General features: G+C 72.9%; 12 protein-coding genes and 1 pseudogene. 8 read left to right on the forward strand and 5 right to left on the reverse strand.

All coding sequences use genetic code 11. The features are described 5' to 3' along the window. Window positions 1–60: 60 nt before the first annotated feature. Window positions 61–1,038 (forward strand): zinc-binding dehydrogenase, encoded by a 978-nt coding sequence (locus NLU66_RS16840; RefSeq protein ID WP_259360751.1) that lies wholly within the window; start codon window positions 61–63, stop codon window positions 1,036–1,038. Between the two features lie 81 nt (window positions 1,039–1,119). Here the strand turns inward: NLU66_RS16840 and NLU66_RS16845 are convergent, their stop codons facing one another. Both NLU66_RS16845 and NLU66_RS16850 read right to left on the reverse strand, forming a co-directional pair. Continuing rightward, window positions 1,120–1,542 carry an organic hydroperoxide resistance protein gene (locus NLU66_RS16845; RefSeq protein ID WP_259360752.1) on the reverse strand — a complete coding sequence of 141 codons (423 nt, stop codon included), beginning with the start codon at window positions 1,540–1,542 and terminating at the stop codon, window positions 1,120–1,122. After that, window positions 1,539–2,129 (reverse strand): TetR/AcrR family transcriptional regulator, encoded by a 591-nt coding sequence (locus NLU66_RS16850; protein WP_259360753.1) that lies wholly within the window; start codon window positions 2,127–2,129, stop codon window positions 1,539–1,541. The genes NLU66_RS16845 and NLU66_RS16850 overlap by 4 nt, the downstream gene beginning before the upstream one ends. 111 nt (window positions 2,130–2,240) lie before the next feature. Here NLU66_RS16850 and NLU66_RS16855 point away from each other — a divergent pair, with 111 nt between their 5' ends. Further along, on the forward strand, window positions 2,241–2,630 hold the full coding sequence (locus tag NLU66_RS16855; protein ID WP_259360754.1) for a DUF1304 domain-containing protein: 390 nt from the start codon (window positions 2,241–2,243) through the stop codon (window positions 2,628–2,630). Window positions 2,631–2,715: 85 nt separating this feature from the next. On the opposite strand, the gene NLU66_RS16860 is transcribed toward NLU66_RS16855, so the two are convergent. Further along, complete coding sequence (locus NLU66_RS16860) at window positions 2,716–3,927, reverse strand: pyridoxal phosphate-dependent aminotransferase (protein ID WP_259360755.1); 1,212 nt, start codon at window positions 3,925–3,927, stop codon at window positions 2,716–2,718. A gap of 169 nt (window positions 3,928–4,096) precedes the next feature. Here NLU66_RS16860 and NLU66_RS16865 point away from each other — a divergent pair, with 169 nt between their 5' ends. Genes NLU66_RS16865 through NLU66_RS16880 form a run of 4 tightly spaced genes read left to right on the forward strand, consistent with a single transcriptional unit; the run spans window position 4,097 to window position 9,705 of the window. After that, the gene (locus NLU66_RS16865; RefSeq protein WP_259360756.1) at window positions 4,097–6,379 is read left to right on the forward strand and encodes an alpha-galactosidase; all 2,283 of its coding nucleotides are present in this window, start codon (window positions 4,097–4,099) and stop codon (window positions 6,377–6,379) included. Between the two features lie 26 nt (window positions 6,380–6,405). Then, entirely contained in the window at window positions 6,406–7,341 is a 936-nt protein-coding gene (locus NLU66_RS16870; protein WP_259360757.1) for a carbohydrate ABC transporter permease, read from the forward strand. An 11-nt stretch (window positions 7,342–7,352) separates the two neighbouring features. Next, window positions 7,353–8,297: a carbohydrate ABC transporter permease gene (locus NLU66_RS16875; protein ID WP_259360758.1), complete on the forward strand. Its 945-nt coding sequence runs from the start codon at window positions 7,353–7,355 to the stop codon at window positions 8,295–8,297. 10 nt (window positions 8,298–8,307) lie between these two features. Beyond that, window positions 8,308–9,705, forward strand: a complete 1,398-nt coding sequence (locus NLU66_RS16880) for an ABC transporter substrate-binding protein (RefSeq protein ID WP_259360759.1) — start codon at window positions 8,308–8,310, stop codon at window positions 9,703–9,705. A 58-nt stretch (window positions 9,706–9,763) separates the two neighbouring features. On the opposite strand, the gene NLU66_RS16885 is transcribed toward NLU66_RS16880, so the two are convergent. Then, window positions 9,764–10,924, reverse strand: coding sequence for an ROK family transcriptional regulator (locus tag NLU66_RS16885; RefSeq protein WP_259360760.1), 1,161 nt, complete (start codon window positions 10,922–10,924; stop codon window positions 9,764–9,766). Window positions 10,925–10,982: 58 nt separating this feature from the next. Between NLU66_RS16885 and NLU66_RS16890 the strand changes: the two genes are divergently transcribed. After that, window positions 10,983–13,082 (forward strand): M3 family metallopeptidase, encoded by a 2,100-nt coding sequence (locus tag NLU66_RS16890; protein WP_259360761.1) that lies wholly within the window; start codon window positions 10,983–10,985, stop codon window positions 13,080–13,082. Window positions 13,083–13,176: 94 nt separating this feature from the next. Further along, window positions 13,177–13,860: a hypothetical protein gene (locus tag NLU66_RS16895; protein WP_259360762.1), complete on the forward strand. Its 684-nt coding sequence runs from the start codon at window positions 13,177–13,179 to the stop codon at window positions 13,858–13,860. A 33-nt stretch (window positions 13,861–13,893) separates the two neighbouring features. Here NLU66_RS16895 and NLU66_RS16900 read toward each other — a convergent pair. Then, window positions 13,894–14,553, reverse strand: a pseudogene (locus tag NLU66_RS16900) (DUF4126 domain-containing protein). Window positions 14,554–14,600 lie beyond the last annotated feature (47 nt).

Raw genomic sequence — 14,600 nt, forward strand, 5'->3', positions numbered from 1 at the left:
GGTGCGCGCCCGGCGCTCCGGACCTATAGTGGAATAGTCATTTCACTACTAGGAGGTCCCATGCGCACCGTGTCCTACGAGCAGTTCGGCGAGCCCGCCGACGTCCTCACCACCCGCGAGGCGGAGGCCCCCGCGCCCGCCGCCGGCGAGGTGCTGCTGCGGCTGGTCCTCAGCCCCATCCACCACCACGACCTGTGGACGATCCGCGGCACCTACGGCGTGCGCCCCGAGCTCCCGGCCGTGCCCGGCAGCGAGGCCGTCGCCGTGGTCGAGGCCCTCGGCGAGGGCGTGGACTCCGTGGCCGTCGGCGACCGCGTCGCCGCCACCGCGACCCCGGGCACCTGGTCGGAGCTGTTCACCGCCCCCGCCGGCTCGCTCGTCCCGCTGCCGGCCGAGCTGCCCGACGAGGCCGCCGCCCAGCTCGTCGCCATGCCCTTCAGCGCCCTGTCGCTCCTCGAGCACCTCGGCCTCGCCGAGGGCGAGGTGCTCGTCCAGAACGCCGCGACCGGCGCCGTGGGCCGCCTCGTCGCCCAGTTCGCCCGCGCCCGCGGCTTGCGCGTGATCAGCCTCGTCCGCCGCAGCAGCGGCGTGGAGGAGCTCGCCGCGCAGGGCATCGGCGACGTCGTCGCGACCGACCAGGACGACTGGCAGGAGCAGGCCCGCACCCTCATCGGCGACGCCCATGTCGCCGCGGGCCTCGACTCGGTGGGCGGCGAGGCCGCCGGCCAGGTGCTCTCGCTGCTGGGCCGCGGCGGCCGCCTCGTCGTCTTCGGCGCGATGGGCGCGACGACCATGGCGCTCCCCTCCGGGCCGATCATCTTCAAGGACCTGAAGGTCGAGGGCTTCTGGGGCGCCCAGATCTCCGCCGACATGAGCGACGAGCAGCGCCGCCGCCTGATCGGCGAGATCATCGCGCGCCTGCTCTCGGGCGAGGCGACCCTGCCGGTCGCCGGCGCCTTCGGCCTGGACGAGGTCGCGGACGCCGTCGCGGCGACCCTGACCGACGGACGCCAGGGCAAGGTCCTGCTGCGCCCCTGATCCCGGCGCACCACGACGAGGGGCCCCGGCAGGAGATTCCTGCCGGGGCCCCTCCGCATCCGCGCCGGTGGCGCGGGAGGATCAGTCGTCGGAGACGGTGACCGTGACGGGGATGTTGCCGCGGGTCGCGTTCGAGTACGGGCACACCTGGTGGGCGGCGTCCGCGAGGGCCTGCGCGGTCTCGTGGTCCAGCTCGGGGATGACGACCTCGAGCTCGACGGCGAGCGAGAAGCCGCCGCTCTGCTCGGAGCCGATGCTCACGCGCGCGCCGACGCTCGAGCCGTCGATCTTCACCTTGCGCTCGCGGGCGACGAGCTGGAGCGCGGAGTGGAAGCACGCGGAGTAGCCGGCGGCGAAGAGCTGCTCGGGGTTCGCGCCCTTGCCGGTGCCGCCCATGGCGGTGGGGACGGCGAGGTCGAGGGCGAGGTCGGAGTCGACGACGTCGACGTGGCCGTCACGGCCGGCGCCGGTCGCGAGGGCCTCGGTGGTGTACAGGGGCTTCATGATGTCGGGTCCCCTTCCAAGGAGTCGAGGGCGGCGTCGAGGGAGGCGAGCGCCGCCCCCGTGTCCACCCGGGTCATGACCAGTGCGCTGACGAGCAGCGCGACGAGGGTCTCGGCCAGGCGCTCGCGATCGGCGAGCGGGAGGCCCGGATGCCGGGCCCCGACGCCGCGCAGGAACGCGGCGTGGAGCTCGGCGCGGTAGACGCGCACCACCTCGGCGATCCCGTCGTCCCGGGCGAGGCCCGAGCAGGCGGTGTTCACCAGCAGGCAGCCGTCGGGGAGGGTGCGTCCGGACGGGTCCGCGAAGATCTCGCGGGCGGAGCGGAAGTACCGCGCGAGGGCGCCGGGCTCGACGTCCGTCCCGCGCAGCGGGGTGAGACCGGGACGGACGACCTGGTCGAGGTAGTCCTCGACCGCGGCGTCGAAGAGGCCGCGCTTGGAGCCGAACGCGTGGTAGATGCTGCTCGCGTTCAGCGCCGTGGCCTGCTGGAGCGTCGCCATGGACGCCCCTTCGTAGCCCTCGTGCCAGAAGACGTCGCGCGCGGCGCGCACCGCCTCGGCGCGATCGAAGGTGAGGGGCCGTCCCATGCGTGCTCCTCCTTCCGTCCCCGTCCCGGGGTGCCGGCGCCGAGCCCTGGTGCCGGCGCCGCTCCCCCACTATAGTGGAATGACTACTTCAATAGAACCCCGGAGGTTCCTGTGATCATCCTCGGATCCGTGCTCGCCCTCGCGGCGGCGGCCCTGCACGTCCTGATCTTCGCGCTCGAGTCCCTGCTCTGGGGCACGCCCCGCTCGCAGGCGGTGTTCGGGGAGCAGTCGCCCGAGGAGATCGAGACGACGAAGCTCATGGCCCTCAACCAGGGCTTCTACAACCTCTTCCTCGCCGTGCTCGCGGCGCTCGGCGCGATCCTGCTGCTCGCCGGCTCCACCGCCGTGGGCGGCGCGCTCGCCCTCGCGGGCACCGGCAGCATGCTCGCCGCCGCGCTCGTGCTGCTGCTCGCCTCCCCCGCGCACCGCGCCGCGGCGATCAAGCAGGGCACGCTGCCGCTGCTGGCCGTGCTCGCCCTCGTGATCGGCCTCGCGATCTGAGACACCCGCGCACGCAGAAGGGGCGCCCGCTCCCGCCGGATGGCGGAGGCGGGCGCCCCGTCCGTGTCGACCCCGGGGGCCGGGATCAGCGCCGGATCGAGGCCAGGTGGTCGGCGATGCGGTCCACGGCGTCCTCGAGCAGGTCCACGGCGGGGAGCGTCACGAGCCGGAAGTGGTCCGGCGTCGGATAGTTGAAGCCCGTCCCCTGAGTGACCAGGAGCTTCTTGGAGCGCAGCAGCTCGAAGGCGAACTGCTCGTCGTCGTCGATCCGGTACATCTCGCGATCCACGCGCGGGAACATGTAGAGCGCGCCCTGGGCCTTGACGACGTCGACCCCGTCGATCGCGCTGAGCCCCTCGTAGGCCACGTCGCGCTGCTCCTTGAGCCGGCCGCCCGGGAGCAGGAGCTCGTGGATCGACTGATGGCCGCCGAGCGCCGTCGCGACCACGTGCTGGGCCGGGACGTTGGGGCACAGCCGCATGTTCGAGAGCACGTCGAGACCCTCGATGAAGCTCGTCGCGTGGTCCTTGGGGCCGTAGAGCGCCATCCATCCGGCGCGGAAGCCCGCGACCCGGTACGCCTTGGAGAGCCCGTCGAAGGTGATGGTCAGGAGGTCCGGGGCGAGCTTCGCGATGTGGTGGTGGACCGCATCGTCGTAGAGGATCTTGTCGTAGATCTCGTCCGCCAGGATCATCAGCCCGTGCTTGCGGGCGACCTCGACGATCTCCCTGAGCACGTGCTCGGGGTAGACCGCACCCGTGGGGTTGTTGGGGTTGATGACGACGATCGCCTTGGTGCGCTCGGTGACCTTGTCCGCGAGGTCGGAGACGTCGGGCCACCACTGCTGCTCCTCGTCGCAGCGGTAGTGCACGGCGCGGCCGCCGGCGAGCGCGATCGAGGCGGTCCACAGCGGGTAGTCCGGAGCGGGCACGAGCACCTCGTCGCCGTCGTCCACGAGCGCCTGGCAGGTCATCTGGATGAGCTCGGAGACCCCGTTGCCGAGGTAGATGTCGTCCAGCTCCATGTCGGGCATGCCCTTGGTCTGGTAGTACTGCGCGACCGCGCGGCGGGCGGAGACCAGGCCCTTGGAGTCGGAGTAGCCCTGCGCGGTGGGCAGCGACCGGATCATGTCCACGAGGATCTCGTCCGGCGCCTCGAAGCCGAAGGGCGCGGGGTTGCCGATGTTGAGCTTGATGATCTTGTGCCCCTCGGCCTCCATGCGTGCTGCCTCTGCCGGGACCGGACCTCGGATCTCGTAGCAGACGTCGCGCAGCTTCGAGGACTGGGTGAAGATCATCAGTCGGCTCCTGTCGGGTCGGAGGGGAGAGCTCAGGGTAGCGCCGTGCGGGGCACGGGCGGAGGGGTGCCCGCGGGAGGCCCTTGACGACCCGCCCCGCACCCCTTATTTTCGGGTCGTAAGTAATTCGCGGGCACGGACGCCCGCCTCCCGATCAGGAAGAGCGACGATGCCCACCGATCCCACGACCCGGCGCCTGCACCTCCGCGCGGCCGGCGTCTCCCTCGTGCTCGACACGACCGGCGGGCGCGTCCCCGCGATCCTCCACTGGGGCACGGACCTCGGCCCGCTCACCGGGGAGGACCTCGCCGCGCTCTTCGCCGCCGTCACCCCCGCGATCTCGAGCAACGGCCCCGACGTCCCGCTGCGCACGGGGATCCTCCCCCAGAGCGCCGACGGCTGGCTGGGCCGCCCCGGCCTCACCGGCTCCCGCGACGACGGCTCCGGCACCGCCCCGCGGCTCACCGTGACGGGCGTCCGGATCACCGAGCAGGGCACCGAGCGCGCGCTCCCCGCCGGCGAGGGGACCGACCTCGAGACCGGTCCCGCCCTCGTCGCCGTCGACCTCGCCGACGAGCTCCTCGGCCTCGCCGTGCGCCTCGACGTCGAGCTGCTCCCCTCCGGCCTCGTGCGCGTGCGCGCCGAGGTCACGAACGCCGGCGACACGGCCTACACCGTCCACCAGCTCACCCCCGCCCTGCCGGTCCCCCTCGACGCCGACGAGCTGCTCGACTTCGGCGGCCGCTGGACCAAGGAGCGCACCCCGCAGCGCCGCGCCATGGTCACCGGCACCCACCTGCGCGAGAACCGCCGCGGCCGCACCGGCGCCGACGCCGCGCACCTGCTGCACCTGGGCACCTCCGGCTTCGACTTCTCCACCGGCGAGATCTGGGCCGTGCACACCGCCTTCTCCGGCAACCACACCCACCACGCCGAGCGGCTCTCCGCGGGCGTCCAGGTGATCGGCGGCGGCGAGCTGCTGCTGCCCGGCGAGGGCCGCCTCGCCCCCGGCGCCGCGATCGCCTCCCCCTGGCTCTACGGCGCCCACTCCGCCGCCGGGCTCGACACGATCGCCCACCGCTTCCACGCCCACCTGCGCGACCGCGAGGCGCACGGCGGCCTCCCCTACCCGGGCACCGACCGCCCCGTCACCCTCAACGTGTGGGAGGCCGTCTACTTCGACCACGACCTCGACGTGCTCACCGAGCTCGCCGACCGCGCCGCGGAGCTCGGCGTCGAGCGCTTCGTGCTGGACGACGGCTGGTTCGGCTCCCGCCGCGACGACACCTCGGGCCTCGGCGACTGGACCGTCTCGGACGAGGCCTGGCCCGGCGGCCTCGCCCCGCTCGTCGACCGCGTCACCGGCCACGGCATGCAGTTCGGCCTCTGGTTCGAACCCGAGATGATCAACGAGGACTCCGACCTCGCCCGCGCGCACCCGGAGTGGATCATGGCCCCCGGCCCGGACCGCATGCCGCTGCCCGCCCGCCACCAGCAGGTCCTCAACCTCACCATCCCCGAGGCCTGGCAGCACGTCCACGACGCGATCGACGCGCTCCTGACCGAGCACGACATCGCCTACATCAAGTGGGACCACAACCGCGACCTCGTCGAGGCCGCGACCCGCGCGACCGGCGCCGCCGCCGTCCATGAGCAGACCCTCGCCGTGTACCGGCTCTGGGACAGCCTCAAGGCCGCGCACCCCGGCCTCGAGATCGAGTCCTGCTCCTCCGGCGGCGCCCGCGTGGACCTCGGCATCCTCGAGCGGGCGGACAGGATCTGGGTCTCCGACTGCATCGACCCCCTCGAGCGGGCGACCATGAACCGCTGGACCTCCCAGCTCGTGCCGCTCGAGCTCATGGGCAGCCACATCGCCTCCGGCGGCTCCCACACCACCGGGCGCCTGCACTCCCTCTCCTTCCGCGCCGCGAGCGCGCTCCTGGGCCACCTCGGGATCGAGTGGGACCTTCGCCGCGCGACCGAGGAGGAGCTCGCCGAGCTGCGCACCTGGATCGCCCTGTACAAGGAGCACCGCGAGCTGCTGTTCACCGGTGACCTCGTGCGCGCGGACCGCGGCCAGGACTCCGTGTGGATCACCGGCGTGCTCTCCCCCGAGCGCGACCGCGCCCTGTACACGGTCACCGCCGTGGACACACCGGACATCGCCCCCGTCGGCGCGCTCCGCCTCCCCGGCCTCGACCCGGAGCGCCGCTACCGCGTGCGCCCGCTCGTGCTGGGCCCGCAGCCCACCGGCTACGTGTGGCCCGCGTGGGCCCGCGCCGGCGCGGACCCGGCCACGGACGCGAAGGGCGCCGGCTACGGCCCGCCCGCCCTCGTGGACCATCTCGACGTGCCCGGCGCGGTGCTGCTGCGCACGGGCCTCGCCGCCCCCGTCATGGCGCCGGAGACGGCGTTCCTGCTCGAGGTCACCGCACTCGCGGACCGACCCTGACCCTGCCCATCGGAGAGAGGACGACGATGTCCACCACCACCCCCGAGGCGACGAGGACGCCGGGCGCGAGCCCGGCGCCTCCCCGCCGTCGACGCCACCGGGACGACACCCGGCTGGCCCTGCTGTTCATCCTGCCGGCGAGCGTCGGCCTGCTCGTCTTCATGGTCTGGCCGCTGTTGACCGGCCTGTACTACTCGCTCACCGACTACGCCATCCTCACCCCGCCCGAGTGGGTGGGCCTCGAGAACTACCGCGCCATGCTCACCGACCCGGTGTTCTGGAAGTCGCTGCGGGTGACCGTGCTGTACGTGCTGATCAACATCGGCGTGCAGATCGTGGTCGCCCTGCTCATCGCGATCCTCATGCAGCGACTCACGCAGTCCACCTGGCTGCGCTCGCTCGTGCTCGCCCCGTACCTCGTCTCCAACGTGGTCGCGGCGATCGTGTTCCTGTGGATGCTCGACAGCCAGCTGGGCATCGTGAACATCGCCCTGCAGGCGATCGGCTTCGACCCGGTCTCCTTCTGGGCGAGCGAGACCTGGGTGATCCCGACGGTCGCGCTCGTGAACGTGTGGCGCCACATGGGCTACACGGCGCTGCTGCTCTTCGCGGGCCTGCAGTCCATCCCCGAGCAGCTCTACGAGGCGGCCCGCACGGAGGGCGCCGGCGAGTGGCATCTCTTCCGCCGCATCACGCTGCCGCTGCTGCGGCCGATCCTCGCGCTCGTGCTGATCATGTCGATCATCGGCAGCTTCCAGGTCTTCGACACCATCTCGGTGACCACCCAGGGCGGGCCCGCCGATGCCTCGAAGGTCCTGCAGATGTACATCTACGAGAACGCGTTCGGCCAGTACAACTTCGGCTACGCCTCCGCGCTCTCCGTCGCACTGCTGGTGATCCTCATGATCATCACCTTCGCCCAGTACTTCCTCACCCGTGCCGGCCAGTCGGACCTGGACTGAGAGGCCCTCCCATGACGCTCACCGACGCTCCCCTCTCCCGGGACACCGCCACCGCTCCCGCCCTCGCGCCCCGCGCCCGCCGCCGGGTCTCCCCCGGCCGCATCGTGGCCTGGATCGTGATGATCGTGATCCTGCTGATCACGCTGTTCCCCTTCTACTGGATGCTGCGCACCGCGCTCTCCTCGAACACGGCGCTCGCCACCGACCCCAGCAGCCTGCTCCCCGTGGGCTTCTCGCTGGGTGGCTTCGAGCGGGTCTTCGGCATGCAGGACGTGGAGACCGCCGTCTCCCAGGGCGGGTCCGGCGCCTCCATCAACTTCTGGCGCTACCTGCTGAACACGGTGATCGTCGCGACCACCGTGACCGTGGTGCAGACCTTCTCCTGCGCGATGGCCGCCTACGCCTTCTCCCGCCTGCGCTGGCGGGGCAGGGACGGGGTGTTCCTGGTCTTCCTGGCCGCGATGATGATCCCGGCGATCTTCACGCTGCTGCCCAACTTCGTGCTCATCAAGAACCTGCACCTCGTGGACACGCTGCTCGGGATCATGCTGCCCAGCCTGTTCATCTCCCCGTTCGCGATCTTCTTCCTGCGCCAGTTCTTCAACAACATCTCCCGCGAGGTGGAGGAGGCCGCGCTGATCGACGGGGCGAGCAAGGTGCGCGTGTTCTTCACGCTCATCCTGCCGATGTCCTCGGCGCCGCTCGCGACGCTCGCGCTGCTGACCTACATGACCGCGTGGAACGAGTACTTCTGGTCGCTGATGGTCTCCTACTCGGACTCCTCGCGGGTCCTGACCGTCGCGCTCGCGGTGTTCCGCGCGCAGTCCCCGAACACGGGCACCGACTGGGCCGGGCTCATGGCGGCGACGCTCGTCGCGGCCCTGCCCATGCTGATCCTCTTCGCGCTCTTCGCGAAGCGGATCGTGAACTCCATCGGCTTCAGCGGGATCAAGTGAGGGACCCACGATGACCACATTCCACCCCCGTCGACCCGATCACCGGCGCTCCCCGCTCAGCCGCCGCCGTCTGCTGGGCGGCACCGCCGCTGCCCTCGGCGCCGCGGCCGCCGGCCCGACCCTCGCCGCCTGCGGCTCCTCCGGCGCCGCCGGCGGGAAGGTCGAGCTCGACTACTGGCTGTGGGACGCGACCCAGCTGCCCGGCTACTCCGAGGCGATCGACCTCTTCATGCGGGAGAACCCCGACATCGACGTCCGTATCACGCAGATGGGCTGGGACGACTACTGGACCAAGCTCACCGCCGGGTTCGTGGCGGAGGCCGGCCCGGACGTCTTCACCGACCACCTGGGCCGGTACCCGGAGATGCTCGCCCTGGGTGTGATCGTGCCGCTGGACGACTTCGCCCCCATCGCGGAGATCCCGGAGGACCGGTTCCAGCCGGGCCTGCAGGACCTCTGGACCGGCCAGGACGGCAAGAGGTACGGGCTCCCCAAGGACTACGACACGATCGCCCTGATGTACGACACGGCGGCGCTCGAGGAGGCCGGGGTCTCCCCCGAGGACCTCGCGTCCCTGGACTGGAACCCGGCCGACGGCGGCAGCTTCGAGCAGATGCTGCTGCACCTGACCGTGGACACGAACGGGAAGCGCGGCGACGAGGACGGCTTCGACGCCACCAGCATCGCCACCTACGGGCTCGGGGCGGACGCCGGGATCGACTACACGGGCCAGACCTCCTGGTCCACCTTCGCGTTCGCCACCGGCTGGGCCTTCACCGACAAGGACACCTGGGGCACCCGCTTCCGGTACGACGAGCCGGAGTTCCAGCAGACCATGGACTGGTACTTCGGTCTCGTGGACAAGGGGATCCTGCCGCCCTTCGGCATGTTCGGGGACTCGAGCCCCGCCCAGTCCCAGCTGCAGTCGCGCAAGGCCGCCCTCGCACTCGCCGGCTCGTGGATGATCGGCACCTACGCGAACCTCGAGGGGGTCTCGCTGGGGATCGCCCCGCTCCCCTCGGGTCCGATCGGCCATCCGATGTCGATGTTCAACGGGCTGGGCGACTCGATCTCGGCGCAGTCCGAGCACCCCGAGGAGGCGGCGCGGCTCGTCGCGTTCCTCGGCTCGGACGCCTCACAGGAGATCATCGGCCGACGGGGTGTGGTCTTCCCGGCGACGGACGCCGGCACCGCGGCGGCGACGGCGGCGTACGAGGAGAAGGGTCTGGACGTGTCCCCGTACACCGACCGGGTGGACAACGGCGAGACCGGGCTCTACCCGCTCGTGGAGAACGCCGCGCAGATCGCATCGATCATGCAGCCGGCCTTCGACGACCTCTGGATGCGCAAGACGGACGCCTCGTCCTTCACCGCGTACAACGAGAAGGTCAACGCCCTGTTCAGCTGACGCTCGCTGGGGAGGGCGAGGGGCCCGGGCCGGGAGACGGCCCGGGCCCCTCGCCTGCTCAGACCGGGTCCGTGCCCGTGATGAAGCGCCGGGCCGCGACGACCGCGGCTCCGCGAGCCCAGTCGTCGAAGTCGTCGGGGAGGTAGCGCACCTCGAGGTCCTGCTGCTCCGCGGGGAGCAGGGCGCGCAGGGTCTCGGCGAAGGCGGGCACGTCCCGCAGCAGCCCCACGCTCTCCCCGCCGAGCAGCAGCGCCTCGGGATCGAGCACGCCGACCACCCCGGCCGCGGCGACGGCGACCGCGTGGCCGACCTCCGCGGCGAGCTCCCGGGCGGCGGGGTCCCCCGTACGCAGGGCGTCGAGCACCGCCTGCAGGCGCTCCTCCGGCGTGCCCGTGCCGGCCCCGGGCACGCCCTGCTCCCGTCCCGCGTCGATCACGGCGTCGTTGCAGGCCACGTCCATGAGTCGCACCCCGCGACCGTCCCGGGTGACCGTCGTGAGCGAGCCGGCGAGACCGGCCACGTGCCCGGCCCCGCGGCGTACGACCCCGCCCTCGACGGTGCCCACCGCCACCCCGGCACCCACGGTGATCGCGATGAAGGAGTCGTGGCGGCGACCCGCCCCGAACCAGGCGAGCCCCTCGAGCAGGGCATGGATGTCGTTGCGGACGCTCACCGGCAGGCCCAGCTCCTGCTCGAGCCGCGGGCCGAGCGGGACGGGCTCCTGCCACCCGAGCATCGAGGTGGGGGAGACGACGCCGTCGTCGTCGACCCGCCCGCCGAGGCCGATCCCCACGCCCGCGATCCGCGGGTGCGAGGCCCGCAGTGTCCGGCACAGCTCCGTGACCGTCGCGAGCACGGTCTCCGGGTCGCTGCGGCGCAGCGGAGCGGAGAGCTCCTCGAGGGACTGGCCGCGCACGGTCACGACCGCCGTGTGCACGGCCGTCGCGGTGATCTTCACGCCGATCAGCCGCACGTGCTCCTCGGCGACGTCGAGCGGCAGCTGCGGCCGGCCCTTCGCCTGGGGTCGCGGCGGGAGCTCCCGCAGCAGGCCGTTCTCGAGCAGCTCCCGGGCGAGGCGGGTGAGGGTCGGGTGGGACAGGCCCAGCACGGCCGCGAGGTCCGTGCGTGCGTGCGGCCCGCGGCGCACGAGGTGCTCGTAGACGGCCGCGGCGGAGGGCGACCCCGGGGCGGCGGGGAGGTCGGTCGCGGCGGCGGTCATGGGCACCAGAGTAGGCGGCGCCCCGTCCCACGTGAGCAGGGACACTAGAGTGACGGGCATGACCTCCGCGCCCACCGGCCCCTCGTCCCCCTCCGGCACCGACGAGCACGGACAGGAGGAGCCGGATCTGCGCGGCAACCCCCTCGCGGAGCCCTCGGGCCTCCCCCACGGTCTGCCGGACTTCGCGGCGCTGCGCACCGAGCACTTCCTCCCCGCCTTCCGGGCCGGCGTCGCCGCCCAGAAGGCGCTGCTCGAGGAGGTCGCGACCTCGACCGCACCGCCCTCCTTCGCCTCCGTCGTGCTGCCCCTCGAGGACGGCGACCCTCTGCTGCGCCGGGTCTCCCGCGTGTTCTTCCACCTCGTCGCGACCGACGGCACCCCCGAGATGCAGGCCGTCGAGGCGGAGGTCACGCCCTGGCTGACGGCGCTCTCCGACGCCGTGTTCCTGGACCCGCGGCTCTTCGCCCGGGTCGACGCGCTGCACGGCGACGAGGCGGAGCGGGCGGCCCTGAGCGCGGAGGAGCGGCACCTGCTCGAGCGGCTGCACCAGCGGTTCGTGCTGCGCGGTGCGCGGCTCGACCCCGAGCAGAAGGAGACCCTGGCCGCGCTGAACCAGGAGATCTCCCGCCTCGAGACCCGCTTCACCCAGCAGGCCCGCGCGGATCTCAAGGGCGCCTCCGTGCACCTCACCGACGAGGCCCACCTCGCGGGCCTCGACGCGGGGCAGCGCTCGGCCGCGCGCGAGGCGGCGATCGACGCCGGGCTCGAGGGGTGGCTGCTCACGCTCGTCCTGCCCACCGTCCAGCGCCTGCTCCCCTCCCTCGAGGACCGCTCCGTGCGCGAGCGGCTCTACCGCGCCTCGGCCGAGCGCGGCACGGAGACCTGGGACCTCGCCGCGCAGATCGCCGAGCTCCGCTCCCGCAAGGCCGCCCTGCTGGGCTTCGCGGACTTCGCCTCCCTCGCCGTCGCCGATCGCACGGCCGCTGTGCCGGAGTCCGTCGAGGAGCTGTTCGCGGCGACCGTCGGCCCCGCGATGCGCAACGTCGAGGGCGAGGCCGCCCGGATCGCGGCGCGCGCCGCCCGCGACGGCGTCGAGGACCTCGCCCCCTGGGACTGGGCCTTCTACGAGGCGCGTGTGCGCGCCGAGGAGCATGCGGTGGACGAGGCCGCCCTGCAGCCCTACTTCGTGCTCGAGCGGGTGATCGAGGACGGCGTGCTGCGCGCCGCCGGCGAGGTCTACGGCCTCGCCTTCACGCGCCGGGACGACCTCACCGGCCCGCACCCGCAGGCGCTCGTCTGGGAGGTGCACCGCGAGGACGGCGAGGAGGTGGGCCTGTTCATCGGCGACTACTTCACCCGGGACGCGAAGCGCGGCGGCGCCTGGATGAACGTGCTCTCCGTGCGCTCCCGCGCCGAGGGCACCCGGCCGATCGTCATGAACACGCTGAACATCTCCCGCCCCGCCCCGGGCGAGCCGGCCTTCGTCACCCTCGACGAGGTGCGCACCCTGTTCCACGAGTTCGGCCACGCGCTGCACGCGCTGCTCTCCGACGTCGAGCACCCCTCCGCCTCGGGCACCGCCGTGCCGCGGGACGTCGTCGAGTTCCCCTCGCAGGTCAACGAGATGTGGGCGCTGCGGCCCGGGATCGTCGAGCACTACGCCCGCCACGTCGACACCGGGGAGCCGGTCCCCGCCGAGCAGCTCGAGCGGGTGCGCTCCGCGGCGCTGTGGGGCGAGGGCTTCGCGACCGCGGAGTACCTCGCGGCCGCCGTGCTCGACTGGCGCTGGCACCGCCTGCCCGCAGGCACGCGCGTCGAGGACCCGCGCGCCTTCGAGGCGGAGCAGCTCGAGCAGGCGGGGCTCTCCCATCCGCTCGTCGCCCCGCGCTACCGCACCGGCTACTTCCAGCACACCTTCTCCGGCGGGTACGCGGCCGGGTACTACTCCTACCTGTGGGCGGAGGTCTTCGACGCGGACTCCGTCGCCTGGTTCGAGGAGCAGCTCGCCGCGGGCCGCCCCGTGCGCGAGGTGGGCGAGGAGTTCGCGCGGGCGATCCTCGCGATCGGCGGCTCCGCCGATCTCCTCGACGCCTACCGCGGCCTGCGCGGCCGCGACCGGGACGTCACGCCCCTGCTCGAGCGGCGCGGCCTGGTCTGAGCCCGGGCGCCCGGCTGGAGGGGGCCGCCGGGCATCTGACATGCTTCCCCCAGCGATCGAGCGGCGGCCACCTGCCGCCGGAGGAGGAGCCCCGATGAGCCAGACCAGCGCCACGACCGAGGCGGACGACCAGCCGACGATCTACACCGCCTACGAGATCGACTTCATGATCTCCCTGCGCCCCACCGAGAACGCCGCGGTCACCCGCGAGCAGGTGGGGCTGCGCAGCGCCCCCGAGGAGGCCCGCGAGTTCGTCACCGCCGCCGTCACCTCGGGCCTGCGCGCCCGCGGCAAGGTCGAGCGCTCGGAGGACGGCCAGTGGCTGCTCGGCGAGGAGGGACAGGTCGTCGCGGGCACGCTCACCTCCGCGGACCGCTGGCTGGGGCTCGCGCTCTCCGAGGGCGAGGCGATGCGCATGGCGTTCGTGGTCTCCGCGGGGGACGCGGTGCTCATGCTCACCCAGGACGAGCTGGACTCCTTCATCGTCTCCGCCCTCCCGGACCCCGCCCAGGTGCCCCGCTCGGTGACGGACATCGTCACCGCCTTCCTCGAGGACGGTGCCGGCCGCACGGTCTCCCTGCGCCGCACGGAGCTCGAGACCGCGCAGGAGCAGACCCCGTTCATGCTCCACGTCGAGGCCGACGGCAGCTGGCGCGCCGGTCACCTCCCGCTCGACGAGGAGGGGGTCCTCTCGGTCTCCCCGATCGACCGGGCGCAGGTGGGCGAGGCCGTCCGCGCGCTCTGGGAGGACGGCGTCAGCGCCGCACCGGCCTCCTGAGCCCGCCCGTGCGCTGACCCCGCCCGCCGGATCTCAGGCGAGGGGGTCCGCGCCGCGTGCGGCCCGCGCCTCCCGGGCCTCCCGGGCGCGGGCGCGCAGATGGCGGTACCGGCGGTGCAGCCGCACCACGACCCAGATCCCGCAGGCCAGCAGGATCACGGCGATCACCGCCGCGAGGGCCGGCAGCAGCACGGTCAGCACGCCCATCACCACGGCCGCGAGGTCCTCCCCCGTCGAGACGACGACGTTGGAGACGGGCTCCGGGGAGATGTTCACGGCGGCCCGGGCGGTGCTCTTGACGGCGTGGGAGCCGAAGGCCGTCGCGGCGCCGATCACCGCCATCACCACCGCGGTGGTCGTGTCGGTCTCCCCGCCCAGCAGGTAGCCGATCGCGCCGCCCGCCACGGGCCGCACGATCAGGTGCAGCTGGTCTCAGAAGGAGTCGAGGAAGGCGATCTTGTCCGCCGCGAGGTCCACGAGCAGCAGGATCCCGGTGATGACGAGGAGATCGGTGCGCTGCAGCACCTCGGGCACCTGCTCGAGCCCCAGCACGCGGCCGGCGAGCCCCAGCAGGAAGACCATGAAGTAGGGCCGCACCCCGCTCACCCATCCCGAGCCGAGCGTCATCACGAGCGCTTCCATGTCGCCTCCCCTGCCGCGCGCCCGACCCTCGCGCGGGCGCCGTGCGCCCATGGTGCCCCGGATCCGCTCCCCGCGCAGTCCCCCGCGCGAACCCGCCC

It is taken from the genome of Brachybacterium sp. NBEC-018 (assembly GCF_024860185.1).
GTDB lineage: Bacteria > Actinomycetota > Actinomycetes > Actinomycetales > Dermabacteraceae > Brachybacterium > Brachybacterium rhamnosum.

Bases quoted from the DNA above. Each gene is read 5' to 3' on its own strand.
- NLU66_RS16875 (WP_259360758.1), top strand. From the start codon at position 7,353: ATGACGCTCACCGACGCTCCCCTCTCCCGGGACACCGCCACCGCTCCC.
- NLU66_RS16850 (WP_259360753.1), bottom strand. From the start codon at position 2,129: ATGGGACGGCCCCTCACCTTCGATCGCGCCGAGGCGGTGCGCGCCGCG.
- NLU66_RS16880 (WP_259360759.1), top strand. From the start codon at position 8,308: ATGACCACATTCCACCCCCGTCGACCCGATCACCGGCGCTCCCCGCTC.
- NLU66_RS16870 (WP_259360757.1), top strand. From the start codon at position 6,406: ATGTCCACCACCACCCCCGAGGCGACGAGGACGCCGGGCGCGAGCCCG.
- NLU66_RS16890 (WP_259360761.1), top strand. From the start codon at position 10,983: ATGACCTCCGCGCCCACCGGCCCCTCGTCCCCCTCCGGCACCGACGAG.
- NLU66_RS16865 (WP_259360756.1), top strand. From the start codon at position 4,097: ATGCCCACCGATCCCACGACCCGGCGCCTGCACCTCCGCGCGGCCGGC.
- NLU66_RS16845 (WP_259360752.1), bottom strand. From the start codon at position 1,542: ATGAAGCCCCTGTACACCACCGAGGCCCTCGCGACCGGCGCCGGCCGT.
- NLU66_RS16840 (WP_259360751.1), top strand. From the start codon at position 61: ATGCGCACCGTGTCCTACGAGCAGTTCGGCGAGCCCGCCGACGTCCTC.
- NLU66_RS16885 (WP_259360760.1), bottom strand. From the start codon at position 10,924: ATGACCGCCGCCGCGACCGACCTCCCCGCCGCCCCGGGGTCGCCCTCC.
- NLU66_RS16860 (WP_259360755.1), bottom strand. From the start codon at position 3,927: ATGATCTTCACCCAGTCCTCGAAGCTGCGCGACGTCTGCTACGAGATC.
- NLU66_RS16895 (WP_259360762.1), top strand. From the start codon at position 13,177: ATGAGCCAGACCAGCGCCACGACCGAGGCGGACGACCAGCCGACGATC.